Source organism: Streptomyces sp. NBC_00667 (assembly GCF_036226825.1).
Lineage (GTDB): Bacteria > Actinomycetota > Actinomycetes > Streptomycetales > Streptomycetaceae > Streptomyces.
In genome coordinates, this window is sequence record NZ_CP109022.1 from 4,308,983 (window position 1) to 4,333,807 (window position 24,825).

Genomic DNA, 24,825 nt, shown 5'->3' on the forward strand with positions numbered 1-24,825 from the left:
ATGACCAAACGCCACCGCGTCTCCGCCGCGACCGCCGTCGCCGGCCTCGTCATCGCCGGCGCCCACATCCTCGGCGCGACCACCGCGTACGCCGACGACGTCAAGCCTTCCGTGCCGCCCGGGACCGAGCCCTCCGCCGCCGCGCCCGTGGCCATCGACTCCAACGCGCCCGGCCTCAAGATCCCGCAGGGCGGAACGCTGGCCCCCATCAAGGTGCTCGACATCGCCGAGGTCGTCGAGGACCTCGGCGGGGAGCAGCGGCGGCAGGAGACCAACCAGACCGTCATGATGGCCCTGCAGGCCGAGGTGCTCTTCCCCGAGGACAGCGCCGTCTTCAACGCCCAGGCCGCCGCCCGCATCCAGGCCATCGCACAGGAGATCAACCAGCAGAAGGCGACCCGCGTCCGGGTCTTCGGGTTCACCGACGACCAGGGCAGCTACGAGCACGGCAAGGAACTGTCCAAGCAGCGCGCCGACGCCGTACAGGCGGAACTCGCCAAGACGGTGACCAGCCCCGGGGTCATCTTCGACGTCCGGGGTTACAGCGAGGACTACCCGATCGCCGACAACGGCACTGAAGAGGGCCGCAAGAAGAACCGCCGCGTCGAGATCACCTTCCCCCGCAGCGAGAAGTAGGCCGCCCGCTCGCCCCCGCACGCGCACCGCCACCCGGGCTAACGCCGCGTGTGAGGGGGCGCCGTCCGAGGTATGTGTCCCGGCGGACCTACCGGCGGAGGAGGAGACTCGGCATGCCACGGACCCGGGTGAACGGCGTGGAACTGTTCTACGAGGTCACGGGCGAGGGTGATCCCCTCGTACTGGTCCACGGGTCCTGGGTCGACCACCACTCCTGGCGCCTGGTCGCCCCGCGCCTGGCCGGGTCGTACCGGGTGGTGGTCTACGACCGCCGCGGTCACAGCGGCAGCGAGCGCCCGCCCGGCCAGGGGACCCGCAGGGAAGACGAGGACGACCTCGCGGCGCTCATCGAGACCCTGGACCTCGCCCCGGCCCACGTCGCGGGGAGTTCCTTCGGCGGGTCCACCGCCCTCGGGCTCGCCGCCCGCCGCCCCGAGCTGTTCCGCACCCTCGCCGCCCACGAGCCCCCGCTGCTGGGTCTCGTCGAGGGCGATGAGGAAGCGCAAGCCGCCCGCCTGCGCCTGGACGCGGTCTTCGCGGACATCCGCGGCGGTGACCACGCGGCCGCGGCCCGGCGCTTCGTGGAAGAGGTGGTCTCCGGGCCGGGCGAGTGGGGCAGGGTGCCTGAGCCGATCCGCGAGACGTTCATCGCCAACGCCCCCACCTTCCTCGACGAGCAGTCGGACCCGTCTTGGGCCATGATCGACCTGCCGCGCCTCGCCGCCGGCTACACCGGCCCCGCCCTGCTGACCACGGGCAGCGAGGGCATGCCCTGGTTCCCGGGAATCGTCGCCAAGCTCGGCAAGGCGCTGCGGGGGGCGCGGGTCGTCACCCTGGAGGGCGCCGGTCACGTCCCCCACGTCACCCACCCGGACGCCTACGTCGACACCCTCACGGGGTTCCTGCGGTCATAGGAGGTGGTCGGCCTTGCCGGCCTTGATGTCCCGGATGAGCTGGCGCAGGGCGTCCGTGGTGTCGGTGAGGTACGTGTCCTCTTGGCCGGAGAGGGCGATGTAGCTGTTGCCGTCCCCGTCCACCCCGATCCGGTAGCAGCTCGCGCCCTCGCCGCAGAAGGCGTCTTCCCAGGTGATGTCTGCCATCGGTGTCCCCTCAGAGTTCGCGAGCCAGGTGGTGGATGAAGTCCCGGGACGGGCCGGGTGGCAGGCTGAGCCGTTCCGTCCAGTCCAATTGGCAACGGTACTGCGCCAGTTGCGCCTCGGTGTGCAGGAAGTCCGCGCCGTGCGTGCTGTCGACCTGGACCGTGTCCAGCCGCGGGACCGGGCCCTCCAGGTAGTTGACCGTCTGGCCCGCGCCGGGGAACCCTTCCGCCTCGAAGGGGAGGACGCGCAGGACCACGTTGGGCCTGTCCGACGCGGTCAGCAGGTGCTCCAGCTGGGCCCGCGCCACCTTCCGGCCGCCGAAGCGCATCCGCAGAGCCGCCTCGTGGACGACCGCGACGTACTCGGGTGCCGAGTCACCCTCCAACACCTGCTGTCGCTCCAGACGATGGGCCAAGCGCAGGGCGATCTCTTGTTCCGGGAGGGTCGGTACGACGAACCGGAAGAGGGCGAGTGCGTGGTCGCTGGTCTGGAGCAGCCCCGGAACGTGCACCGAGTGTGCGCACCGCATGCGGGTGGCGTGCGCCTCCGTCTCGGCGATGTCGAGCATGGCGGCGGACAGGGTGCCCCGGTAGCGCTCCCACCAACCTCGCTTCCGCGGCTGGGCCATGGCCACGAGCGCATCGATGTACTCCTCGTCCGCGCAGTCGCAGTGGCAGGCCAGCGTCCGGAGCCGTTCCTCACTGATGGTCCGGATGCCCTGCTCGATGGCCGACACCTTGGAGCGGTCGACGCCGAGCAGCCCTGCGGCGGATTCGGCGGACACGTCCGCCGCCAGCCTCATCCTGCGCAGCTCGGCGCCCAGTCGCTTCTGTCGTTCGGTGGGCGCAATCCTCGGCGGCATGGGTGCAGTCTGCCGTGTCGGGACCTTCGCCTCCAGAAGTGAACGAATCATCGCAAGGAGGTGGTCAATAGTCCACCCAGGCACTACATTGGGTAACGCACCGCTCACGCAGGGGAGTTGAAGTGCACCGCCGCAGCATGCCTCGGGCCTCGGCGACGAGCCACGCTCCCCGCCCGCGTCAGCCACCCGTGCGCGTCGAACTCACCGAAGTCACGTCAGCCGAACAGCAACGTCGCACCAGGGAGTCACCGATGCCCAGCCCCTTCGACCCGGCCGCCACCCCCACCGGCGGGTTCACCGCCTGCCCGGTCGTGCCCACCGCCCCCACCGGACCTCCGGTCCCCGACGACCTCTCGTGCAGCCTCACCCTCCCCGGCGAGCCGCACAGCGCGCAGATCGCCCGCAGCGCCGTACGCGCCGCCCTGCACGCCCACGGGCTCGACCCGCTCGCGCCGGCCGCCGTGCAGGTCACCGGCGAACTGGTCGGGGCGACCTGGTACTTGGACCCCGCGCGAAGTCTGTACCTGTCCGTCCGGCACCGCGAGGGCGCGCTCCGGCTCACCGTCTACGACGGCCACGCCCCCCACGCGCACCCCCGCCTCGCCGCGCACTGCGAGGCGCGCCGGCGCTCCGCGCTGCGGCTGATGGCGGCGGTCGTCCGGGAGTGCGGCGGGGCCTGGGGGATCGAGGGATCGCGTGAGCCCGGTGGCGGTACGCGCACGTGGGCGGCCCTGCCCGCGACGGGCGCGGTCGGCTACCTTGCCGCCTGACCGGCCCCCAGGGGTTACGGCTGCTGGTGGTGGGCCTGGACGATGAGGTCCGTGGCGACCTCCAGGGCAGCTTTACGGGTCTCCTCGGGGTCGCCCTCCACGTGCTGGAGGAACATCATTCCGGCATGCAGGGTGAACAGCGCGCTGATGCAGCGGACTTGGTCGGCCAGGGGTGCGTCCGGCGCCCTGAGGAGTTCCACCAGGGCGAAGAGCCGCTTCTTCATGGTGTCGCCGATGCTGAGCTCCCGCACCGTCGCCTGGTTCTCCTGCATGAACCGGTAGAGCGAGGTTCCCGCCGCCATCGCCTCGCTGTAGCGGCGCAGCACCTCCCGCTTGGTCTCCAGGGTGCGCGGCTCGCCCTCGGCCCAGCCGATCAAGTCGTCGATGGGCTGGGTCAGGTCCTCGAAGACGCTGATGATGATGTCTTCCTTGGTCTTGAAGTGGTAGTACAGCGCCGCCTTCGTGACATCGAGCCGCTCCGCGATCTCGCGCAGCGACGTCTTCTCGTACCCCTGCTCGGCGAAGAGCTCCAGCGCGACGTCCTGGATGCGCTGGCGCGTGTTCCCGCGCCGCTGGTGCGGACTGCTGCTGGACATGACTCTCCCAAGAAACTTACTTGACGCCCGGCTAGTGACGCGTCTACCTTCACCAGTGTAGTGAACTAGCCGGGCGGCAAGTAAGTGGCCGGGTGCGGAAAGTGCCAGGGGAGTGGACGACATGGTGGAGATGACGAAAAATACGGAGACCTCCGGGGAGGTGAAGCCCCGCAGTGTCCGCGTCGTACTCATGGCCCTCATGATCGCGATGTTGCTGGCCATGCTCGACAACATGATCATCGGTACGGCGATGCCGACGATCGTCGGCGAGCTCGGCGGGCTGGAGCACCTGTCCTGGGTGGTCACGGCGTACACGCTGGCCACCGCGGCCTCCACGCCCATCTGGGGCAAGGTCGGCGACATGTACGGCCGCAAGGGCTCGTTCCTCACCTCCATCGTGATCTTCCTGATCGGTTCCGCCCTCAGCGGCATGGCCCAGGACATGGGCCAGCTGATCGGTTTCCGCGCGATCCAGGGTCTGGGCGCCGGCGGTCTGATGGTCGGCGTCATGGCGATCATCGGCGACCTGATCCCGCCCCGCGAACGCGGCAAGTACCAGGGCATGATGGCCGGCGTCATGGCCCTGGCCATGATCGGCGGCCCGCTGGTCGGCGGCACCATCACCGACCACATGGGCTGGCGCTGGTCCTTCTACATCAACCTCCCGCTCGGCGCCGTGGCGCTGGCGATGGTGAGCGCGGTCCTGCACCTGCCCAAGAAGAAGGCGCAAGGCAAGATCGACTACTTGGGTGCCGCCCTGCTGACCCTCGCGATCACCTCCACCGTGCTGGTCACCACCTGGGGCGGGACCGAGTACGCGTGGGGTTCCGGTGAGATCATCGGCCTGATCGTCGTCGGCGTCGTCGCGATCGCCGCGTTCCTCTACGCCGAGACCAAGGCCGCCGAGCCCGTCATGCCGCTGCACATCTTCCGCAGCCGCAACTTCACCCTCATGTCGGTGATCGGCTTCCTCGTCGGCTTCGCGATGTTCGGCGGCGTGCTCTACCTGCCGCTGTTCCAGCAGGCCGTGCAGGGCGCCTCCGCCACCAACTCGGGCCTGCTGCTCCTGCCGATGCTCCTCTCGATGATGGTCGTCTCGCTGATCGCGGGCCGGGTCACCACCAACACCGGCAAGTACAAGGTCTTCCCGATCGCCGGTGGCGCGCTCATGGTCGTCGGGCTCTTCCTGCTCGCGACGATGGACACCGGCACCACCCGACTGGTCTCCGGCCTGTACATGGCGGTGCTCGGCGCCGGCCTCGGCTTCCTGATGCAGATCACGATGCTGGTCGCGCAGAACAGCGTGGACATGAAGGACATGGGCGTCGCCTCGTCCTCCGCCACCCTCTTCCGTACGCTCGGCGGTTCCTTCGGCGTGGCCCTGATGGGTTCGCTGTTCACCTCGCAGGTCACCGACACCATGACCGACCGGCTCGGGCCGGCCGCCGCCGCCAAGGCGGGTTCGGCGCAGCTCGACGCGGCGAGCCTGGCCAAGCTGCCCGCGGTGATGCGCGAGGCCTACCAGCACGCGGTCGCCGCCGGTACGCACTCGGCCTTCCTGCTCGGCGCGGCCATCGCCGTACTGGGCTTCCTGGCGGCCTGGTTCGTCAAGGAGGTCCCGCTGCGGGGCGCGGGCCCGGCCGCGGCCGGCGCCGGTGAGGGCGGCAAGCCCGCCCAGGCTCCGCAGGAGTCCCTCGCCCACTGAGTCGTGCCTCATGAAGGCCCGGCCCCGGGGATCCGCCGATCCCCCGGGGCCGGGCTTTTTTCGCGCGTCCAACTCCCCGCCACCGCAAGGACGATCACCGACAAATCTCCGACACGGCACTTGACGCCCTTTCGGGCGGAACTCCTCACCGGCGGCGGACGTCATGATCTATGGACGGATCACACAAAGCGGACGCGATGCGGGGAGTTGAAACGGCTCATGAAGTTCACGGCAGGCGGACGGCGACGGGGAACGACGACGGCCCGGCCGGCCATCGCGACAGCGGCAGTGGCGGCGGCCGCCGCGGCGACGGTGTGGGGAGCGACGACCCTCACCGGACCGGTCCAGGACAGCCCCCGGGCGGGTGGGGGGCCCTCCGCGGCGCCAGGGGCCACCGCTCCCCACGACACGTCCCGGCGCATACCCGAGGGCATAGCCCACGCCTCCGAAGGCGGAGCGCGGGCCGTCAACATCACCATCGACGACGGGCCCGACCCCCGCTGGACCCCGCAGGTCCTCGACGTGCTCAAGCGGCACGACGTGAAGGCCACCTTCTGCATGATCGGGCCCCAGGCCGAGGCCCGCCCCGACCTCGTCGAGCAGGTCGTCGCGGGGGGCCACCGGCTCTGTGACCACACCACCTCGCACGACACGGCGATGGACAAGAAGCCCACCGCCTACCAGCAGGAGCAGATCCTGGCCGCGAAGCGGCAGATAGAGCGGGCGGCGGGCGGCGCCGCCGAGGTCGCGTACTACCGGGCGCCCGGCGGCGCCTTCACCCCGCAGAGCCGTCGCCTCGCCGCCGAGAACGGCATGCGCCCGCTCGGCTGGAACGTCGACAGCAAGGACTTCGCCAAGCCGGGCGTCGCGGCGATCGTCGCCACCGTCGAGCGGGAGATGAAGAACGGGCCGACCCTGCTCTTCCACGACGGCGGGGGCAACCGCTCCCAGACCGTCCAGGCCCTCGACCTGGTGCTCGACCGGCTCGCCGGCCAGGGCCGGCCGACCGGCTTCCCGGTCCGCACCGCGCCCTGACCCGCGCCCCGGCCTGCGCCCCGCACCGCGCCGCGGCCTGCGCCCCGCACCGCGCCCCGCACCGCGCCCTGACCCGCGCCCCGGCCGTCAGGAGGCCGCCCGGGCCACCTTCAGCACCGCCGCGGTCAGGGGGAGGTTCTCCGGGGCCGTACCGCCCGGGAAGCCGAAGCGGCGGCGCGTGTACCCGTACGCGATGCCCGTGACGGGGTCCGCGAAGCCGTTCGCGCCCGCCGCGCCGCAGTGCCCGAACGCCTCCGGACCCACCGCCGGCTGCCGTTCGAAGCCCAGCGCGAAGTGGTCCGCCTCCGAGGTCACCCGGTCCTCGCCCGGGGTGTGCGGCTTCGCGATCTCGGCGACCGTCTGCGGCAGCAGCAGCGCCGGCCGGCCGTCGACCCCGCTGATCGCCGCCGCGTACATGCCCGCGATCGCGGCCGCCGTGCCGACACCGCCCGCCGACGCCGGACCCTGCGCCTTCACCAGGGGGTGGTTGGCGTACGCGACGAGGTCCAGCGGCGGATCGGTGTGCCAGTTGAACGCGATCGGCATCAGCTCGGGCCGCGGCGCCGCCGCCGCGATCTCCAGCTGCGCGGGCGTCGGCAGCGCCTCCAGGACCGGCTTCCAGCGGGACTCCGCCTCCGCCGGCAACCCCAGGTACAGGTCCAGCCCGTACGGCGCGCGCACGCGCTCCTCGTAGACCTCCTGGACCGAGCGGCCGGTGACCCGCCGTACGACCTCACCGGTCAGCGCGGCGATGACGAGTGCGTGGTACCCGTACGCCGTCCCCGGCTCCCAGTACGGCTTCGTGGCCGCCAGCCGGGCCGCGACCAGCGCGTCGTCGGCCAGCTCCTCGATGGTGAAGCCCTCGGGGGTGTTGACCAGGCCGGCCCGGTGCGAGACCAGCTCCCGCACCGTCAGCCGCTCCTTGCCGTCGCCGGTGAACTCCGGCCAGTACGAGACGACCGGCCGGTCCAGTTCCAGCACGCCGTCCTGGACGAGCAGCGCCACCACCAGGTGAGCCGCGCCCTTGCTGATCGAGAAGACGCCGGTGAGGGTCTCGCCGTCGGTGTCCTCGCCCGCCCACAGGTCGACGACCGTGCGCCCGTGGTGGCGTACGGCCAGCTGTGCCTCCGGCGAGTGCCGCTCGGCCGCCACCACGGCCTCGAACTCGGCCCGGACCGTCTCCCAGCCCGCCGCCACGGTGCCGTTCACCTGCACGCTCATGTAATCCCCCTGTGGTACCCGTACGTATCGAATGCACGGCCCAACTGGCGCTCATCAGCTGGTATTCCTGGGTCTGCGCGAATCCGTCACCTCCGCCTCCGGCCCCGGCTCCCTTACGGGTGAACGCGCCCGCGGCGTCGTTCCGGCCCGCCCCGAGCCCCCGTTGGTCCGGGCATGAACCGCACCCGCACCGCCGCCCTCGCCCTCTCCGCCGCCCTGGCGGCCCTCGCCCCGGCCCTCGCCCAGTCCGCCGCCACCGCCGCCCAGGGCACCTACCTGCAGGACCCGGCAGGCGGCGAGAAGGCGATGAAGTCGATGTGGACGAAGGACGACATGCACAAGGTGGAAGCCCAGTTCCGCCTCTACCCGACCATCCAGTACAAGACCGTCAAGCGGACCGAATCCAAGGGCGGCCAGCAGTGGGAGCGGGACGTCCCCGACCCCAAGACGCTCGCCTGGATGCCCTCGTACGAGTTCGCGTGGTCGGTCGCCGACTCCCAGCTCGTCAAGAAGGCGGTGACGACGAAGGACGGCAAGCACCCGATCGTCCTGCACGCCGTGCTGCTCACCCCCGGCCGGGCGAAGGCGGCGGAGGTGGACCAGGAGCTGACCGGCCGGCCGGCCACGGGCCGGGTCAAGGTCCCGGGCGGGAAGCGGATCGCCTGCGACACCGGTCGGTACACGGTGGAGTGGTCGCTCACCCGCTCCGGCTACGGGACGCTCCGGGGAACCCTGCCCTGGGACTCCGGCTGCGAGCAGTACCGTACGGCGTTCTCGGACGACAACGGGCACATCAAGTAGAACGGGCCGGGGCGGGCCGAGTTCGGAAGGCCGGCCGCCCGCGCACCTTGTGGGTGGTCGCAGGGCGGCTGGGGCCGCGGCCTCGGATCAAGGGCCGTGGAAGTCATGATGCCGCATGGGGTGGGGGCGGCGTGCGGTGAGGAGCGCGTATCGCGCTCAGTGCTTCTTGCGGGCCGCGGCGGCCTTGGCGGAGATGTCCTCCAGGACGCTCTTGGCGTCGCCCGACGGTTCCACCGCACGGCCGATGTTGCGCTTGATGGTGTCGCTGACCGTCACCCAGGACGGGTCGTTCACCGGGTACAGCTGGGCGCCGCGCAGCGCGGTCAGGAACTGCTCGTCGTTCCTGTCGAGGCCGCCGCCCGCCGGGGTGCGCGAGGCGGTGACGGTCGCGGGCAGCAGGTGGTAGCGGTTGGCGAAGTCCGACAGGTTCTTGTCCTGGTAGACGAAGTCCAGGAACTTGCCGATCTCCGGCCCCTTGCCGTTCTGCTTGAACGCCATCATCCAGTCCGCCACGCCGACGGTCGGCGGGGTCTCGCCCGACCCGAGCGTGTTCGAGACCGGCATGGGGACGGTGCCGACGCTGATGCCCTTGGCGCGGGCCTCGTAGGCGAGCGACGGGTAGCCGTTGACCATGCCGACCTCGCCGCGCAGGAACGCGGTGAAGGCGTCGGCGCGGTTGAGCTGCGACGGAGCGACGGGTCCGGTCAGACCGGGGGTGACCAGGTTGTCCTTGACCCACTCGAAGGTCTCTATGTTCTGCTCCGACGCGAGGCTGTAGTTGCCGCTGCTGTCGGCGTAGCCGCCGCCGTTGCTCAGCTCCCAGATGAGCGCCTCCGCGTGCGCCTCCTCAGGGCCCAGGGGAAGGGCGTACGGAACCTTCACGCCCTTCTCCTTGAGGGCCTTGGCGTCGGCCTTGAGGTCGTTCCACGTCTTGGGGGCCGGGATTCCGGCCTGCTTGAACAGGCCCTCGTTGTAGAAGAGCAGACGGCTGCTCGCCACGAAGGGCAGGCCGTAGAGGGTGTTGCCGATCGAACCGGCCTCGGCGAGGGGCTGGAGGAAGTTCGCCTCGGCGGTGATGGCGAGGAGGTCATCGGCGGTATAGAGCTTGCCCTGCGCCGCGAAGTCGGAGTACGAGCCCATGAGTGCCATGTCCGGCGCGTGGCCGGCCTTGACCATGCGGGAGACCTCGCGGTCGATGTCGGCCCAGGGAAGCAGCTGCACCTCGACTTTGATGCCGGGATTGGCGGCGGTGAAGTCCTGCGTCACCTTGTCCCAGTACACCTTGGAACTGGTGGCCGGACTGTCGCCGTATTCCGCGGCGACCAGGCGCAGCGTGCCGCTGTCACCTGCGCCGTCGTCGGAGCTGCCACAGCCTGCGAGAGGTATCAATAGGCCGATTACGGCCGCACCGGCGGTTGGGCCGAACATTCTTCGTCGCACGGGTGGATTCCCCTGAGTTTCTTCTGATTCCCGGTGTTACTTATGAGTTACTCCGGGCCGAGGTGTCCCCTTCATGGCCCGTTGGCCGGAATTCTCTCCTGACGGCAGGGCGGTTGGTCCCATTGGGGCGGCAGTTGTGGGCAATGCTCCAACTGGCGTTATTCCCTATGGTGTTTTCCGATATCTGATCAACAAATCCGACGCGCGTAGACATGGCGAAACGCCCGTTTCCGGCCTGGGAAACGGGTCGATGGTCGGTCAGGGCCGCCGGGGTCCGCGGCGGCGGCGCCGCTCAGTCGGCGAAGTCGCCCGCGTACGGGTCGGGCTCGCCCGTCTCGGGGTTGCGGCCCTCCTGCCAGCGGCGCTGGGCCTTGCGCCAGTGCACGAAGCTGAGGTGCCCGCCGTCCCAGAACGTGATGCTGACGGGGCTGACGTCGAACTCGTCGGAGCAGAGCCGGTAGAGGAATTCGGCCATGCCGTACGGGTAGAGGGCGAACGGGTCCGCGTTGTGCCGTCCGATGACGAGGACGGGCCACCGGTCCGGGTCGGGGTCGACGGTCAGCCAGCACAGGATGTCGGAGCCGCCGGTGACGCCCCAGGCGATGATCGACTCGGGGTCCACGTCGAAGGCGGCCCGGCCGCCCTCCGCCTCCCACACCTGCCGGGCGTTCTCGGTCTCCTCCGCCATCTCGGCGGGGGCCCACTGGAGTCCGGGCTTGGGGAGCGGCAGCAGGATGCCGGCCTCGCCGTTGATGGAGCCGGAGCCGAAACGGCCCATGAACGCGATGAAATCGGCCGGGAACCGGGTCCCCCAGGCCGCCTCCGCGGCGGGCCAGTCGATGTCCTCGTCGGCGCCGTGCGTCGCGGGCATGATCTGCTCCAGCGCCTTGACCGCAACGTTCTCCGTCATGCCGCTCCCCTGCCACCCCAGCTCAACCGCCTCAACCTACCCCCGGGGCGTCGCGTCGCCTAGGCGGTCCCGCTCGGCGGTCACCACTTCCACCCGGCATCCGGGGCGCAGGTGCCACTCCGCCATGGCGCCGGCCGCGGCTTCCAGGACGTGGCGGGAGCGGGGGCGGGGCAGGCCGAGGCGGCCGGGGGGCATCGTGGTCACGGCGATCACGGTGAGGTTCCGGTCGAGGTACGCCACGTCGATGGCGAAGCGCATCCGGAAGGTGTGGACGCTGCCCGCGGGGGTCAGCAGCAGGGCCCCGGTGACCCCGTCCCGGCCGAGCAGGCCGCGGGTGCGGGCCCGGTACGAGGCCGCGATCTCCAGCGGGACCTCCACGAGGGACCCCGCCGCCCCCGACTCCCCGGCTCCGGGCGGTGCGCAGACCCTGAGGGTGGCTTCGCCGTCCGTCCAGTGCCGCCTGATCGCCATGTCCGTCAGGGTAGGCGCCGACGCGTCCCGGCCGATGGGCCCCCGGGCCCATGTCCCCGCCGCCCGCCGGGGCCTACGGTCGGCGGATGGGCCTGGCCGTGATCATCCTCGCCGCCGTCTACGGCGTGACCGGCGGGCTGCTGCTGCCCCGCGCCGCCTACCGGCTGTCCGTGGAGCCGGACCGGCCCTGGCGGGACCGCTGCCCCGAGGGCCACCCGCTGCCCGGCTGGCTCGGCCTCGCCCGCTGCCCGGGGGGCTCGTCACCCGCGCGGCCGCACCCGTACGGGCCCTCCTGGGCCCGCACCGCCGCGCTGACCGGCGCGGTCTGCGCCGCCCTCGCCGCGGCCGGGGGCCCGCGCCCCGAGGTGGCCGCCTTCGTGGTGCTCGCGCCCGCCCTGGTCCTGCTCGCCCTCGTGGACCTCGCCGTGCACCGGCTGCCCGACCCGCTGACCCTGCCGCTCGCCGCGCTCACCGCCGCACTGCTCGGCGGCGCGGCCCTCTTGCCCGGCGCCGCCGGGTCGTGGCGGCTCGCCCTGCTCGGCGGGGCGGCGCTCGGGGCCTCGTACCTCGTGCTGTTCCTGATCAACCCCGCCGGGATGGGCTTCGGCGACGTCAAACTGGCGCTCTCGCTCGGGGTCGCTCTTGGGTGGTACGGGTGGGGGGTATGGATCGCGGGGGCGTTCCTCGGCTTCCTCTACGGCGCCGCATACGGCCTCGCCCTTGTGCTGCGCGGCCGCGGGGGACCCGGGGCGGCCTTCCCCTTCGGACCCTTCATGGCCGCCGGCGCTCTCACCGGAATGCTGCTGGGCGGATTCGGAGCGTAATCGTTTCGCGCCGATGCACGCAGGATGCTTTACGAAGGGTTATGGTGGAACCCCCCCCTCGGGCCGGTCCGTATCCCCCCCACGGACCGGCCCGTTTTTCGTTTTTCGCCGCCCCTGCGGGCACCGCCGCGAAATCGCAGGTCAGTGCCGCGGGGAGACCTCAGCCCCGCTGGGCCCAGATGTTGGTGCCCGGAGTCGAGACCGCGTAGGAGTCGATCTCCTCCAGTTCCTGTGGGCTCAGCGGCGGACCGGCCAGCGCGGCCACGTTCTCCTCCAGCTGCGCCACGCTCGACGCGCCGATGAGGGCCGAGGTCATCCGGCCGTCCCGGAGGACCCAGTTCAGCGCCAGCTGCGCCAGCGACTGCCCGCGCCGGCCGGCGATGTCGTTCAGGCCGTTGAGCCTGCGCACGACGTCGTCCGAGAGCAGGCCCGGGTCCAGCGACTTGCCCTGGGCGGCCCGCGAGCCCTCGGGGATGCCCTTGAGGTACTTGCCCGTCAGCAGCCCCTGCGCGAGCGGCACGAAGGAGATGCAGCCCATGCCGGCGTCCTCCAGGACGTCCAGCAGCCCGTCCTCCTCCGTCCAGCGGTTGATCATGGAGTAGGAGGGCTGGTGGATGAGGGGACGTACGCCCATCTCCGTGAGGATCCGCGCCGCCTCGGCCGTCTGCTCGGCCGTGTAGGAGGAGACGCCGACGTACAGCGCCTTGCCCTGCTGCACCGCGGACGCCAGGGCGCCCATGGTCTCCTCCAGCGGGGTCTCGGGGTCGAAGCGGTGCGAGTAGAAGATGTCGACGTAGTCGACGCCCATCCGCTCGAGCGAGGCGTCGAGCGAACCGAGCAGGTACTTGCGGCTGCCCCATTCGCCGTACGGGCCCGGGTGCATCAGGTAGCCGGCCTTGGTGGAGAGCACCAGTTCCTCGCGGTGGGACGCGAAGTCCTGCGCGAAGATCTTGCCGAAGTTCAGCTCGGCCGAACCGGGCGGCGGGCCGTAGTTGTTGGCGAGGTCGAAGTGGGTGACGCCGAGGTCGAAGGCGCGGCGCAGGATGGAACGCTGCGACTCGAGCGACTTGTCGTCGCCGAAGTTGTGCCACAGGCCGAGGGAGACGGCGGGGAGTTTGAGGCCGCTGCGGCCGGTGCGGCGGTACTCCATGGAGTCGTAGCGCGAGGGCTCTGCCCGATAGGGATTGGTATCAGTCACGTTGTCCTCCCTATCACGGACCTGTGACCGGCCGAGTTGGGTACCCGATCCCGGCGCGCAGTAATGTGGCGGCTCGGGGGTAGGGACCGCAATCCGCACGGGGGACGCACGGAGGGGCTGGAAGATCGTGAAGCTGCGCGACCTGGTGTACAGGCTCTACGCACGCCGGGTGGAAGGCCGCCTCGACCACGACGCGTCGCCCAAGCACATCGGCGTGATCCTGGACGGGAACAGGCGCTGGGCGAAGGCGTCCGGAGGCACGACGGAACAGGGCCACCAGGCCGGGGCCGACAAGATCTCCGAAATGCTGGGCTGGTGCACCGAGACGGACGTCGAGGTCGTCACCTTGTGGATGCTCTCCACCGACAACCTGGACCGGCCGGAAGTCGAGCTCCGTCCGCTGCTCAACATCATCGAGAACACCGTGCGGGGCCTCGCCGCGGACGGCCGCTGGCGGGTCCACCACGTCGGCAACCTGGACATCCTCCCGGCCGGAACCCAGACGGTGCTCAAGGAGGCCGAGCAGGCCACGCACGACGTCGAGGGGATACTCGTCAACGTCGCGGTGGGCTACGGCGGCCGGCAGGAGATCGCGGACGCGGTCCGCTCGCTGCTGCTGGAGCACGCCGAGAAGGGCACCTCGTTCGAGGAGCTCGCCGAGGTCCTGGACATCGACCACATCGCCGAGCACCTCTACACGCGCGGCCAGCCCGACCCCGACCTGGTGATCCGCACCAGCGGCGAGCAGCGGTTGTCCGGTTTCATGCTGTGGCAGAGCGCCCATTCGGAGTACTACTTCTGCGAGGTCTTCTGGCCGGCCTTCCGCAAGGTCGACTTCCTGCGGGCCCTGCGCGACTACGCCGCGCGCCACCGCCGGTACGGCACCTGAGCCGCGGGACCTGACGCCCCCTCGGGGCCGTCCGGGTGCCTCCCCCTCCCGTCGCGAAGCCTTCACCAGCGGTTCACCGAGCGTCCGTCATATGCCATGGCATGGGCGCACCGGTTCGAGGGCATACCCCTAGCAGGTCGACGCCCGATCCACGGGTGTCGAGTCTCAGCGGACGGCATGGGGCCGTCCGCCCGGGAGGCCCTTTGCACCAGGACGCGCGTGCGGTTCGCACGGACGTAGTGGAGGGCCGGAATTCGGCCCGCGCATGGGTGCCGATGACCGGTCCGGTCTTCATGGCCCGACCTCTTCCGAGGGGGTACGTCCTTCCGTGGTGACCAGCACAAAGCGCCGCCTGCCCGACAGGCGGACCTACGTCCTCGACACCAGCGTCCTGCTGGCAGACCCCAACGCGGTATCCCGCTTCGAGGAGCACGAGGTCGTGCTCCCGATCGTGGTGATCACCGAGCTGGAGGCCAAGAGGCACCATCCCGAACTCGGCTACTTCGCGCGCCAGGCCCTGCGCCTGCTCGACGACTTCCGGGTCCGCTACGGTCGCCTCGACGCCCCCATCCCGCTGGGCGATCTGGGCGGCACCCTGCGCGTCGAACTCAACCACTCCGACCCCGGCGTCCTGCCGGCGGGCTTCCGGCTGGGGGACAACGACTCCCGCATCCTGGCCGTCGCCCGCAACCTCCAGGCCGAGGGCTACGACGTCACGGTGGTCTCGAAGGACCTGCCGCTGCGCATCAAGGCCTCCTCGGTGGGGCTGCTCGCCGAGGAGTACCGGGCCGAGCTCGCGATCACCGACAGCGGCTGGACCGGCATGAGCGAGCTCGCGCTCTCCGGGGAACAGGTCGACCTGCTCTTCTCGGAGGAGCGGCTCTACGTGCCGGAGGCCGCCGAACTGCCGGTCCACACCGGGCTCGTCCTCCAGTCCGAGCGGGGCAAGGCGCTCGGCCGGGTCACGGCGGACGGCAACGTCCGCCTCGTGCGCGGCGACCGCGAGGCCTTCGGGCTGCACGGCCGCAGCGCCGAGCAGCGCATCGCCCTGGACCTGCTGCTCGATCCCGAGATCGGGATCCTCTCCATGGGCGGCCGGGCCGGCACCGGAAAGTCGGCGCTGGCGCTGTGCGCGGGCCTGGAGGCGGTCCTGGAGCGCAGGCAGCACCAGAAGGTGATGGTCTTCCGGCCGCTGTACGCGGTGGGCGGGCAGGACCTCGGCTACCTGCCGGGCGACGCCGCCGAGAAGATGAGCCCCTGGGCGCAGGCGGTCTTCGACACCCTCTCCTCCGTCGCCGGGCGGGAGGTCATCGAGGAGGTGCTGAACCGCGGGATGCTGGAGGTCCTGCCCCTCACGCACATCCGGGGCCGTTCGCTGCACGACGCCTTCGTGATCGTGGACGAGGCCCAGTCGCTGGAGCGCAACGTCCTGCTGACCGTGCTGTCCCGGATCGGTGCCAACTCGCGGGTCGTCCTGACCCACGACGTGGCCCAGCGGGACAACTTGAGGGTCGGCCGGTACGACGGGGTGGTCGCGGTCGTTGAGAAGCTCAAGGGGCACCCGCTGTTCGCGCACGTCACGCTGACGCGTTCCGAGCGCTCCCCGATCGCCGCGCTCGTCACCGAGATGCTGGAGGCGCTGTGACGGGGGCCGCCCGTCGGCCCTGACGGCGAAAAGGGGCAGAAACCCCATAGGTGCACGATGAGTTGGCGCCGCCCGACAAAGGTCCAGCAGCCTAGCCGGGCGGCGTCGTGCTGCACAGGTCTTCGCCGCAATCGGGGGCGTTCGGGCAGGTGTGACCTTTCCCACGCAACGTGGAATTGCCCTGCGGCGTCGCGGTCCGGCAGAGTCTGCTTTCCGTCAGGCCCCGCATACGGCACTTCTGTACCTCTCGCGAGGTACGCGCACACCAACAACTCCAGAGCCGGTCGCCGTATGCCGCCCGAGCTAGACGGCAGCTCCCGCGAGGGAGTTGCCCCGGGTCCGCGCCTCCAGTGACCGCAGATTCATGGAGGCCAGTGTCGAGGGGCACTATTGCGCCCGCGCGGTCACTGCGGACGCTGCTGGAAGGACACCGTGTGAGCCGGATCTCGGTCCGGGGGTTCGCAGTGGCTTCGGCCACCGCGGTCACCACCGTCGGCGCAGTCGTAGGCGTTGCAGCGGGCGACGCCACCCCGAACGACATCGAAACGACCGCCGCCGGAACGACTCTCCTCACTGACATCCCGGTCGGCGACCAGGCGCAGGTCCAGAGCGCGTCCCTGACGCAGCAGGCCGACGCCATCGCCCACGCCGCCGACGCCGACGCCAAGCGCTCGGCCGAGGAAGCGGCACGCGTCCAGGCCGCGCAGGACGCCAAGGCGAAGAAGACGGACGCCGAGGCCGCGGAGAAGAAGAAGCAGGCCGAAGCGGAAGCGAAGAAGCGCGACGAGGAGCAGGTCGCCAGCCGCTCCGCGACGCGCAGCGCCGGAGACTTCGCCGTCCAGGGCTCCTACACGGTCGCCCAGGTCAAGGAAATCGCCCGCCAGATCGTGCCGGCCGGCCAGTTCCAGTGCTTCTCCAACATCATCAACGAGGAATCGACCTGGAACTACCAGGCCGTGAACTCCTCCTCGGGCGCCTACGGCCTGGTCCAGGCCCTGCCCGGCTCCAAGATGGCCTCGGCGGGCGCCGACTGGCGCACCAACCCGGCCACGCAGATCCAGTGGGGCCTGGGCTACATGAACGACCGGTACGGCAGCCCGTGCAGCGCCTGGAGCTTCCACCAGAGCAACGGCTGGTACTGAGTCTGCGAGCCGCCTCGGGAACCCGGCTGCGGCGAACAACCTCGGGGAGCCCCGCACCGTCCTACGGTGCGGGGCTCCCGCGCGTGTACGGTCGGGCGAGTGCGTCCGCGGTCGGGGGGAAAGGGAAAGACATGACGAAGAGGGCAGGCTGGCTCGGCCGGATCGGCAGAGGGCTCAGCCAGATCGGCGCGCGGCTGGACGAACGGCGGGCCGAGGTCGAGGCGGAGACCGCCGTCGACGTGCCCGTCCCCGTCCCGCTCCCCATGGACGGACCGGTGCCCGCGACCGTGGTGGCCCCCGGTGGCGCCTCCGGCTGGCGGGAGCGGCCCGACCCGGTGACGGTCATCCCGTGGGGCATGCGGGTGGCCGCCGAGGCCAGTTGGCGGCTGCTGCTCCTGGCCGGGATGCTCTGGGTGCTGATGAAGGTGATCAGCGAGGTCCGCCTCGTGGTGCTCGCCTTCTCCGCCGCCCTGCTCGTCACCGCCCTGCTCCAGCCCTTCGTCGTACGACTGCGCAGGCTCGGGCTGCCGCGCGGGCTCGCCACGGCCGTGACCGCGATCCTCGGTTTCGTCGTGATCGGCCTGGTCGGCTGGTTCGTGGTCTGGCAGGTCATGGAGAACCTCGACACCCTCTCCGCCCGGGTGCGCGAGGGCATCGACGAACTCAAACTCTGGTTGCTGGACAGCCCGTTCCACGTCACCGAGAAGCAGATCAACGACATCGCGAAGAGCCTCACCGACACCATCGGCACCAACACCGAGCAGATCACCTCCGCCGGCCTGCAGGGCGTGACGGTGCTCGTCGAGGTACTCACGGGCATCCTGCTCTCGATGTTCTCGACGCTCTTCCTGCTCTACGACGGCAAGCGCATCTGGACCTGGGTGCTCGGCCTGGTCCCGCGCGCGGCCCGCCCCGGGGTCGCCGGCGCCGGCCCGCGTGCCTGGCGCACGCTGACCGCATACGTCCGGGGCACCGTGCTCGTCGCCCTCATCGACGCCGTCTTCATCGGCCTCGGGCTGTACTTCCTCGACGTCACGATGGCGGTACCGCTCGCCGTCTTCATCTTCCTGTTCGCCTTCATCCCGCTCGTCGGCGCGGTCGTCTCCGGCGCCCTGGCCGTGGTGGTGGCCCTGGTGACCCAGGGGCCGTTCATCGCCCTGATGGTCCTCGCGGTGGTGCTGGCGGTGCAGCAGCTGGAGGGGCACGTGCTCCAGCCGTTCATCCTGGGCCGCGCCGTACGGGTGCACCCGCTCGCGGTGGTGCTGGCGGTGGCGGCCGGCGGGATGGTCGCCGGCATCGGCGGTGCGGTGGTCGCCGTGCCGCTGGTGGCCGTCACCAACACCGTCGTGGTGTACCTGCGGGCGTACTCGCGCGACCAGCAGCGCGCGGCGGCCGCCGCGACGGGCCCGGGCCCGCACGGCGCCACGGCCCTGCCGCAGGCCGAGCGGGACCAGGGCGCGCACGCGTAGTCCCCGTCGGGGCGGGCTCCTCGGGTCCGCGGAACCGACAAGGCCCCCGCTGCCGGTGGACGGCGGCGGGGGCCTTGGTGGTCGTACGCGTACGAGGGGTGCCTACTCGGCGGCGAGGGCGTCCTCGGCGTCGAGGGTGACGGCGACGGCCTGGATCACCGAGGCGATCTTGAAGGCCTCCTGGACCGTCTCGCGGCCGACACCGGCCTTGCGCAGCACCTGCTCGTGCGAGTCGAGGCACTGGCCGCAGCCGTTGATCGCGGAGACCGCGAGCGACCACAGCTCGAAGTCGACCTTCTCCACACCCGGGTTGCCGATGATGTTCATCCGCAGGCCCGCGCGCAGGGTGCCGTACTCCGGGTCGGACAGCAGGTGCCGGGTCCGGTAGAAGACGTTGTTCATCGCCATGACCGCGGCCGCGGACTTGGCGGCGGTGTACGCCTCCGGCGACAGGGCCGCCTTCGCCTCCGGCTCCAGCTCACGCAGGACGCGCGCGGAGCGGGCGGCGATCGCGCAGGCCAGGACCGTGCCCCACAGCTGCTGCTGCGGCAGGTCGCTGTTGCCGATGACCGAACCGAGGTTCAGCCTCAGGTCCTTGGCGAAGTCCGGGACGGCGGCCTTGAGGGAGTCGAGGGACATCGTCACTCACCGGCCAGCAGCGCGCCGGCGTCCAGGGTGCCCTCGCCCTTGTTCCAGTTGCAGGGGCACAGCTCGTCGGTCTGCAGGGCGTCGAGGACCCGCAGGACCTCCTTGGGGTTACGGCCCACGGAACCGGCGGTCACCATCGTGAACTGGATCTCGTTGTTCTGGTCGACGATGAAGACGGCGCGCTGCGCGAAGCCGTCCTCGCCCTGCACGCCACAGGCCTGCATGAGCTCGTGCTTGGAGTCGGCCAGCATCGGGAAGGGCAGGTCACGCAGGTCGGCGTGGTCCTTGCGCCAGGCGTGGTGGACGAACTCCGAGTCGCCGGAGACGCCGAGGATCTGGGCGTCCCGGTCCTGGAACTCCTCGTTGAGCTTGCCGAAGGCGGCGATCTCGGTCGGGCAGACGAAGGTGAAGTCCTTCGGCCAGAAGAACACCACGCGCCACTTGCCCTCGTAGGTCTTGTGGTCGATCTGCGCGAACTCGCTGCCGGCTTCGAGCGAGACGCAGGCGGTCAGATCGTAGGTGGGGAACTTGTCACCGACAGTGAGCACGTGCTCTCCTTGCGGACAGGAAAGTAACCCTTTTGGGGGCTTTCCAAGGGGGTTGGACGGATCTCACATGCTGGCACAGCTGCATTGATTACAGAAATAGCTACTCTTGTGCTTGGTGATCGGAGGTGCCTATCAGTGGCTATCGGTAATAGGGGAGCGAAGCTCGGACCGAAGAACGGTTCGGCCCGGCAGGCGACGCTCGCGCAGCTGCGCGCCTTCGCCGCCGTCGCCGAGCACCTGCACTTCCGCGACGCCGCCGCGGCGATCGGGATGAGCCAGCCGGCCCTGTCCGGTGCCGTCTCCGCCCTGGAGGAGGCCCTCGGCGTCCGGTTGCTGGAGCGCACCACCCGCAAGGTGCTGCTGTCCCCGGCCGGCGAGCGGATCGCCGCCCGGGCGCGGGCCGTGCTCGACGCGATGGGCGCCCTGCTGGAGGAGTCCGAGGCGGTGCGCGCGCCCTTCACGGGGATGCTGCGGCTCGGTGTGATCCCCACCGTGGCCCCGTACCTGCTGCCGACCGTGCTCGGGCTGTTCCACCGCCGCTACCCCGGCATGGACCTCCAGGTGCACGAGGAGCAGACGGCCTCGCTGCTGGAGGGACTGGCCGGCGGACGCCTCGACCTGCTGCTGCTCGCGGTACCGCTCGGCGTCCCCGGGGTCACCGAACTCCCGCTCTTCGACGAGGACTTCGTCCTGCTCGCACCCAGGGAGCACCCCCTCGCCGGGCGCAGGGACATCCCCCGCGAGGAACTGCGCGAGCTCCAGCTGCTGTTGCTCGACGAGGGCCACTGCCTGCGGGACCAGGCCCTGGACATCTGCCGGGAGGCCGGGCGCACGGCCGGGGCGGACGTCACCACCACCGCGGCCGGGCTCTCCACGCTCGTGCAACTCGTCGCCGGGGGACTCGGGGTGACGCTGCTGCCGCGTACGGCGCTGCGCCTGGAGACCGCCCGCAACGAATACCTGGCCACCGGTTACTTCGCCGAGCCGGCCCCCTCGCGGCGCATCGCGCTGGCCATGCGGACCGGGACCGCCCGCCAGGAGGAGTTCACGGCGATCGCCGCCTCGCTGCGGGAAGCAGTACGCCCGCTCCCGGTCTGGCCGACCGACCAGGCCTGAGCCGGCCCCGCACCCGCCGGCCCGTTCAGGACTCGGGATCGGCCCGGGGCCGGCCGCGGGGCGGGATCGGGGCCGCGCCGCCCGGGAGGCGGCCGGACTCGGCGAGGGCGCGCCGGAGCAGGAACTCGATCTGGGCGTTCGCGCTGCGCAGCTCCTCACCCGCCCAGCGCGCCAGCGCCTCGTACACCTGCGGGTCCAGCCGCAGCAGCACCTGCTTGCGCGCCTGGCGCCCCGCACGCGCGCCCCGCTCCGGCTCCTCGGCCGGGCCGGGTCCGGAGCGGGGCGCGCCGCCGGCGGGACTCACTGGTAGAGCGTGCCGGTGTTGAGGACGGGCTGGGCCGCGCGGTCGCCGCAGAGGACCACCATCAGGTTCGACACCATGGAGGCCTTGCGCTCCGGGTCCAGGTCCACGATGTCCTCCTCCGCCAGGCGGGTCAGGGCCAGCTCCACCATGCCCACCGCGCCCTCGACGATCTCCCGGCGGGCCGCCACCACGGCCCCGGCCTGCTGGCGCTGGAGCATCGCGGAGGCGATCTCGGGAGCGTACGCGAGATGCGTGAAGCGGGACTCGATGATGTGCACGCCCGCGGCTTCGACGCGGGTCGAGAGCTCGTCCGCGAGCTTGCGGGTGATCTCCTCGGCGTTGCCGCGCAGCGAGAGGCCGCCCTCTTCGTGGGCGTCGTAGGGGTACTCGATGGCGATGTGCCGCACGGCCGTCTCGGTCTGCGTCTCGACGAACTCGGTGAAGTCCTGGACCTCGAACACCGCGCGGGCCGTGTCCTCCACCCGCCACACCACGACCGCCGCCAGCTCGATGGGGTTGCCGTACGCGTCGTTGACCTTGAGGACGTTCGTCTCGTGGTTGCGGACGCGGGTGGAGACCTTCTCGCGGCTGGTCAGCGGGTTGACCCAGCGCAGCCCCTCGGTCCGGATCGTCCCCCGGTAGCGGCCGAAGAGCTGTACGACCCGCGCCTGCCCGGGGGCGATCGTGTTGAGCCCGCTCATCGCGAAGAACGCCGAGACGGCCAGCAGGATGCCCACCGCGATCAAGGCCACCTTGAGCGCGTCCGAGCCCATCACCGAGCCGAGGAGCACCAGGCCGGCACCGCCCGCGAGGCCCGCCAGGCCGAGCAGCAGGGCCGGGCCGCCGCCGATGCTGTGCGCGGTGAACTCCCTTATGTCACCGGACGAACCGTCGATCCGGCCGGATGCAGTGGTCATGGTGCGCCCCCGTTTGTCGGTGATGCCCGGCCCGGTTCGGCCGGAGCTTCTAGCAAAGTGATATCACTTTTTGCCCCCACCGCAACCCTTGGGGCCTCAAGTGCGTCGGTTCCAGTGATGTGGGTGCTGATTCTCACGTCCGAAATGACCGGAATTGATCAGGGTTAGCCAACCTTTGTCACAGCCTGCGGTGTTAGTTTTCTGAGCTGACGTCGGGGGGGTAATCGAGCGGAGCGGGAGCGATGGGCCGAGCAGAAGCGCGACGGGCGCAGCAGCAGCGCGGTGCGCAGAAGGCACCGAGCGGGCGCCCAGGCGGGCGCGCGGACAAGGCGTCCGGTAAACGCACCGGCATACGCCGCTTCTTCACCTGGAAGAAGATCCTCGGAGCCTTCTTCGGGACGATCCTGCTCCTGGTGGCGGGTGCGATCGCCGCCTACTTCATGGTGGAGCCGCCGGACCCCCGCAACGACGCGGTGCTCCAGAGCAACACCTACAAGTACGCCGACGGCTCGATCATGGCGCGCACGGGAGAGAAGAACCGTGTCATCGTCCCGCTCGACAAGATCCCCGAGGACGTGCGGACGGCGTTCATCGCCATCGAGAACAAGTCCTTCTACAAGGACAGCGGCGTCGACCTGATGGGTGTGGGCCGCGGCCTGTTCAACACCCTCCGCGGCAAGGGCACGGCCGGCGGTTCGACGATCACCCAGCAGTACGTCAAGAACTACTACCTCACCCAGGACCAGTCGGCGTCCCGCAAGCTCCGCGAGCTGGTGATCGCCATCAAGGTCGACCAGCGCATGTCGAAGAACGACATCCTCGCCGGCTACCTCAACACCAACTTCTACGGCCGCAACGCCTACGGCATCCAGGCCGCCGCCCAGGCCTTCTACGGCGTCGACGCCGACAAGCTGACCCTCGCGCAGGGCGCGTACCTCGCCGCCGTCATCCAGGCCCCCAGCCAGTACGACCTGGCGTTCGCGGGCCCCAACGGCAGGCACCTGGTGAACGTCCGCTTCAACGCCGTGCTCGACAACATGGTCGAGATGGGCAAACTGGACCCCGCCACGCGCAAGACGATCCAGCTGCCGGAGCCCATCAAGCCCAAGCCCGCCCCCGGGATGGACGGCCAGAAGGGCTACCTGATCCAGGCGGCCAACGCCGAGCTGAACGCCCACGGCGTCAAGGACGAGCAGATCGCGGCCGGCGGCTGGACCTTCACGCTCAACATCGACAAGAAGAAGCAGGCCGCCCTGGAGAAGGCGGTCCAGGACAAGTTGGAGTCCCAGCTCGAACGCAAGAACGTCGAGCAAAGGCCGCAGGACCAGAGCGTGCAGGCCGGCGCCACCTCGGTGGACCCGAAGACCGGCGCGATCGTCGCGATGTACGGCGGCACGGGCCTGAGCGAGAAGTACGACAGCAACGCGCTGCGCAAGGACTTCCAGCCCGGCTCGACCTTCAAGCCGGTCGTGCTGGCCACCGCGCTGGAGACCGGGGCGACCACCCAGGACGGCCGCAAGATCACCCCGAACACCCTCTACGACGGCACGAGCAAGCGCCCCGTCGTCGGCAGCCCCGTCGCGTTCGCCCCGCAGAACCAGGACGACCACAACTACGGCGACCCGATGCTCACGGTCCAGGAGGCCACCAACTCCTCCGTGAACTCCGTCTACGCCCAGATGATCGTGGACGCCAAGCCGCCGAACGTGAAGAAGCAGGCGCTCGCCCTCGGCATGCAGGACCGCGACGGCTGGCCCGAGGACAAGCCGGCCATGTCGCTGGGCACCATGAGCGCCGACACCGTGGAAATGGCCGGCGTCTACGCCACCTTCGACAACCACGGCAAGAAGGTCACCCCGACCATCGTCAAGAAGGCCGAGCGCAAGGACGCCACGTACAACCCGGGCAGTCCCATCGGCGGCCAGGTCCTCAGCCACAAGACCGCCGACACCGTCACCAAGGTGCTCACGGGCGTGGTCGAGAACGGCTCCGGCCGAGCCGTGAAGAGCGACGCCTACGAGGCCGCCGGCAAGACCGGCACCACCGAGTCCAACGTGGCGGCCTGGTTCACCGGTTACACCCCGGAGCTCGTCACCGTCGTCGCGATGTTCGGTGAGGACCCCAACTCGCACAAGCAGGTCACCCTGACCGGTACCGCCGGCGGTGGCCGCGCGGGCGGCTCCAGCTTCCCCGCCGACATCTGGAAGGCGTACACCCAGTCCGCCCTCAGCGGCGTGAGCACCGACGAGTTCGACCTGTCGGACGCGGACATGGGCCCCGTCCAGGCGCCCACCCGCAGTGCGGCGCCCACCAAGGACCCGAGCCCGACCGCCACGGCGACGGGGAGCACCAAGTCGCCGACGACCACCACGAGCCCCACGAAGACCGGCGACCCGAGCAGCCACACCAAGGACCCGACGAAGACGGCCGACCCGACCAAGCCGACGAAGGACCCGACGAAGACCCCGGATCCGACGAAGTCGTTCCTCTTCCCGCCGCCGCCGCAGGAGCAGCAGCGACAGCCCTGACGGGCCGGAGAACGGGAAACCGCCCCGCGACGTGATCGTCGCGGGGCGGT

At 70.7% G+C, this 24,825-nt stretch carries 25 protein-coding genes; 13 read left to right on the forward strand and 12 right to left on the reverse strand.

All coding sequences use genetic code 11. The annotated features are described in order from the left end of the window. On the forward strand, positions 1–636 hold the full coding sequence (locus OHA81_RS20150; protein WP_329197869.1) for an OmpA family protein: 636 nt from the start codon (positions 1–3) through the stop codon (positions 634–636). Positions 637–749: 113 nt separating this feature from the next. Then, positions 750–1,550 (forward strand): alpha/beta fold hydrolase, encoded by an 801-nt coding sequence (locus tag OHA81_RS20155; protein WP_329197871.1) that lies wholly within the window; start codon positions 750–752, stop codon positions 1,548–1,550. Here OHA81_RS20155 and OHA81_RS20160 read toward each other — a convergent pair. After that, positions 1,545–1,736 (reverse strand): hypothetical protein, encoded by a 192-nt coding sequence (locus tag OHA81_RS20160; protein ID WP_329197873.1) that lies wholly within the window; start codon positions 1,734–1,736, stop codon positions 1,545–1,547. The two genes, OHA81_RS20155 and OHA81_RS20160, sit on opposite strands and share 6 nt — an antisense overlap. A gap of 10 nt (positions 1,737–1,746) precedes the next feature. Next, positions 1,747–2,598: a helix-turn-helix domain-containing protein gene (locus tag OHA81_RS20165; protein WP_329197875.1), complete on the reverse strand. Its 852-nt coding sequence runs from the start codon at positions 2,596–2,598 to the stop codon at positions 1,747–1,749. 251 nt (positions 2,599–2,849) lie between these two features. On the opposite strand from OHA81_RS20165, the gene OHA81_RS20170 reads away from it, so the two are divergent. Continuing rightward, entirely contained in the window at positions 2,850–3,368 is a 519-nt protein-coding gene (locus OHA81_RS20170; protein ID WP_329197877.1) for an ATP-binding protein, read from the forward strand. A gap of 14 nt (positions 3,369–3,382) precedes the next feature. Here the strand turns inward: OHA81_RS20170 and OHA81_RS20175 are convergent, their stop codons facing one another. Then, positions 3,383–3,964, reverse strand: coding sequence for a TetR/AcrR family transcriptional regulator (locus tag OHA81_RS20175; protein ID WP_329197879.1), 582 nt, complete (start codon positions 3,962–3,964; stop codon positions 3,383–3,385). Between the two features lie 130 nt (positions 3,965–4,094). Between OHA81_RS20175 and OHA81_RS20180 the strand changes: the two genes are divergently transcribed. Beyond that, positions 4,095–5,669: an MDR family MFS transporter gene (locus OHA81_RS20180; protein WP_443056590.1), complete on the forward strand. Its 1,575-nt coding sequence runs from the start codon at positions 4,095–4,097 to the stop codon at positions 5,667–5,669. A 219-nt stretch (positions 5,670–5,888) separates the two neighbouring features. Then, the gene (locus tag OHA81_RS20185; RefSeq protein ID WP_329197881.1) at positions 5,889–6,704 is read left to right on the forward strand and encodes a polysaccharide deacetylase family protein; all 816 of its coding nucleotides are present in this window, start codon (positions 5,889–5,891) and stop codon (positions 6,702–6,704) included. 87 nt (positions 6,705–6,791) lie between these two features. On the opposite strand, the gene OHA81_RS20190 is transcribed toward OHA81_RS20185, so the two are convergent. Continuing rightward, on the reverse strand, positions 6,792–7,925 hold the full coding sequence (locus OHA81_RS20190; RefSeq protein WP_329197883.1) for a serine hydrolase domain-containing protein: 1,134 nt from the start codon (positions 7,923–7,925) through the stop codon (positions 6,792–6,794). Between the two features lie 174 nt (positions 7,926–8,099). Between OHA81_RS20190 and OHA81_RS20195 the strand changes: the two genes are divergently transcribed. Further along, positions 8,100–8,726 carry a hypothetical protein gene (locus OHA81_RS20195; protein WP_329197885.1) on the forward strand — a complete coding sequence of 209 codons (627 nt, stop codon included), beginning with the start codon at positions 8,100–8,102 and terminating at the stop codon, positions 8,724–8,726. Between the two features lie 156 nt (positions 8,727–8,882). On the opposite strand, the gene OHA81_RS20200 is transcribed toward OHA81_RS20195, so the two are convergent. From OHA81_RS20200 to OHA81_RS20210, 3 genes are all read right to left on the reverse strand, one after another. After that, positions 8,883–10,154, reverse strand: a complete 1,272-nt coding sequence (locus tag OHA81_RS20200) for an extracellular solute-binding protein (protein WP_329202413.1) — start codon at positions 10,152–10,154, stop codon at positions 8,883–8,885. A gap of 304 nt (positions 10,155–10,458) precedes the next feature. After that, positions 10,459–11,076 carry an SMI1/KNR4 family protein gene (locus tag OHA81_RS20205; protein ID WP_329197887.1) on the reverse strand — a complete coding sequence of 206 codons (618 nt, stop codon included), beginning with the start codon at positions 11,074–11,076 and terminating at the stop codon, positions 10,459–10,461. A 36-nt stretch (positions 11,077–11,112) separates the two neighbouring features. Then, complete coding sequence (locus tag OHA81_RS20210; RefSeq protein ID WP_329202415.1) at positions 11,113–11,541, reverse strand: DUF192 domain-containing protein; 429 nt, start codon at positions 11,539–11,541, stop codon at positions 11,113–11,115. Positions 11,542–11,633: 92 nt separating this feature from the next. On the opposite strand from OHA81_RS20210, the gene OHA81_RS20215 reads away from it, so the two are divergent. Then, a complete protein-coding gene (locus OHA81_RS20215; protein WP_329197889.1) occupies positions 11,634–12,371 on the forward strand; it encodes an A24 family peptidase in 738 nt (245 codons plus the stop codon). 160 nt (positions 12,372–12,531) lie between these two features. Here the strand turns inward: OHA81_RS20215 and mgrA are convergent, their stop codons facing one another. Beyond that, a complete protein-coding gene (gene mgrA / locus OHA81_RS20220; RefSeq protein ID WP_329197891.1) occupies positions 12,532–13,569 on the reverse strand; it encodes an L-glyceraldehyde 3-phosphate reductase in 1,038 nt (345 codons plus the stop codon). 127 nt (positions 13,570–13,696) lie between these two features. On the opposite strand from mgrA, the gene OHA81_RS20225 reads away from it, so the two are divergent. From OHA81_RS20225 to OHA81_RS20240, 4 genes are all read left to right on the forward strand, one after another. Further along, on the forward strand, positions 13,697–14,458 hold the full coding sequence (locus OHA81_RS20225) for an isoprenyl transferase (protein ID WP_136216151.1): 762 nt from the start codon (positions 13,697–13,699) through the stop codon (positions 14,456–14,458). 328 nt (positions 14,459–14,786) lie between these two features. Next, positions 14,787–16,103: a PhoH family protein gene (locus OHA81_RS20230; RefSeq protein WP_329197895.1), complete on the forward strand. Its 1,317-nt coding sequence runs from the start codon at positions 14,787–14,789 to the stop codon at positions 16,101–16,103. Positions 16,104–16,537: 434 nt separating this feature from the next. Next, positions 16,538–17,245, forward strand: a complete 708-nt coding sequence (locus tag OHA81_RS20235; protein ID WP_329197897.1) for a transglycosylase SLT domain-containing protein — start codon at positions 16,538–16,540, stop codon at positions 17,243–17,245. 131 nt (positions 17,246–17,376) lie between these two features. Then, entirely contained in the window at positions 17,377–18,714 is a 1,338-nt protein-coding gene (locus OHA81_RS20240; RefSeq protein WP_329197899.1) for an AI-2E family transporter, read from the forward strand. 102 nt (positions 18,715–18,816) lie between these two features. Here the strand turns inward: OHA81_RS20240 and OHA81_RS20245 are convergent, their stop codons facing one another. Both OHA81_RS20245 and OHA81_RS20250 read right to left on the reverse strand, forming a co-directional pair. Continuing rightward, complete coding sequence (locus OHA81_RS20245) at positions 18,817–19,353, reverse strand: alkyl hydroperoxide reductase (protein ID WP_329197901.1); 537 nt, start codon at positions 19,351–19,353, stop codon at positions 18,817–18,819. A 2-nt stretch (positions 19,354–19,355) separates the two neighbouring features. Then, complete coding sequence (locus OHA81_RS20250; protein WP_030159560.1) at positions 19,356–19,910, reverse strand: peroxiredoxin; 555 nt, start codon at positions 19,908–19,910, stop codon at positions 19,356–19,358. A gap of 135 nt (positions 19,911–20,045) precedes the next feature. Here OHA81_RS20250 and OHA81_RS20255 point away from each other — a divergent pair, with 135 nt between their 5' ends. Continuing rightward, positions 20,046–21,026 (forward strand): hydrogen peroxide-inducible genes activator, encoded by a 981-nt coding sequence (locus OHA81_RS20255; RefSeq protein WP_329197903.1) that lies wholly within the window; start codon positions 20,046–20,048, stop codon positions 21,024–21,026. Positions 21,027–21,051: 25 nt separating this feature from the next. Here OHA81_RS20255 and OHA81_RS20260 read toward each other — a convergent pair whose 3' ends face one another. Together OHA81_RS20260 and OHA81_RS20265 are read right to left on the reverse strand one after the other, a co-directional pair. Next, positions 21,052–21,330 (reverse strand): hypothetical protein, encoded by a 279-nt coding sequence (locus tag OHA81_RS20260; protein ID WP_229873444.1) that lies wholly within the window; start codon positions 21,328–21,330, stop codon positions 21,052–21,054. Continuing rightward, on the reverse strand, positions 21,327–22,247 hold the full coding sequence (locus tag OHA81_RS20265; protein WP_329197906.1) for an SPFH domain-containing protein: 921 nt from the start codon (positions 22,245–22,247) through the stop codon (positions 21,327–21,329). Before OHA81_RS20265 ends, OHA81_RS20260 begins: the two co-directional genes overlap by 4 nt. 242 nt (positions 22,248–22,489) lie before the next feature. On the opposite strand from OHA81_RS20265, the gene OHA81_RS20270 reads away from it, so the two are divergent. Continuing rightward, positions 22,490–24,775 (forward strand): transglycosylase domain-containing protein, encoded by a 2,286-nt coding sequence (locus OHA81_RS20270; RefSeq protein ID WP_329197908.1) that lies wholly within the window; start codon positions 22,490–22,492, stop codon positions 24,773–24,775. Positions 24,776–24,825 lie beyond the last annotated feature (50 nt).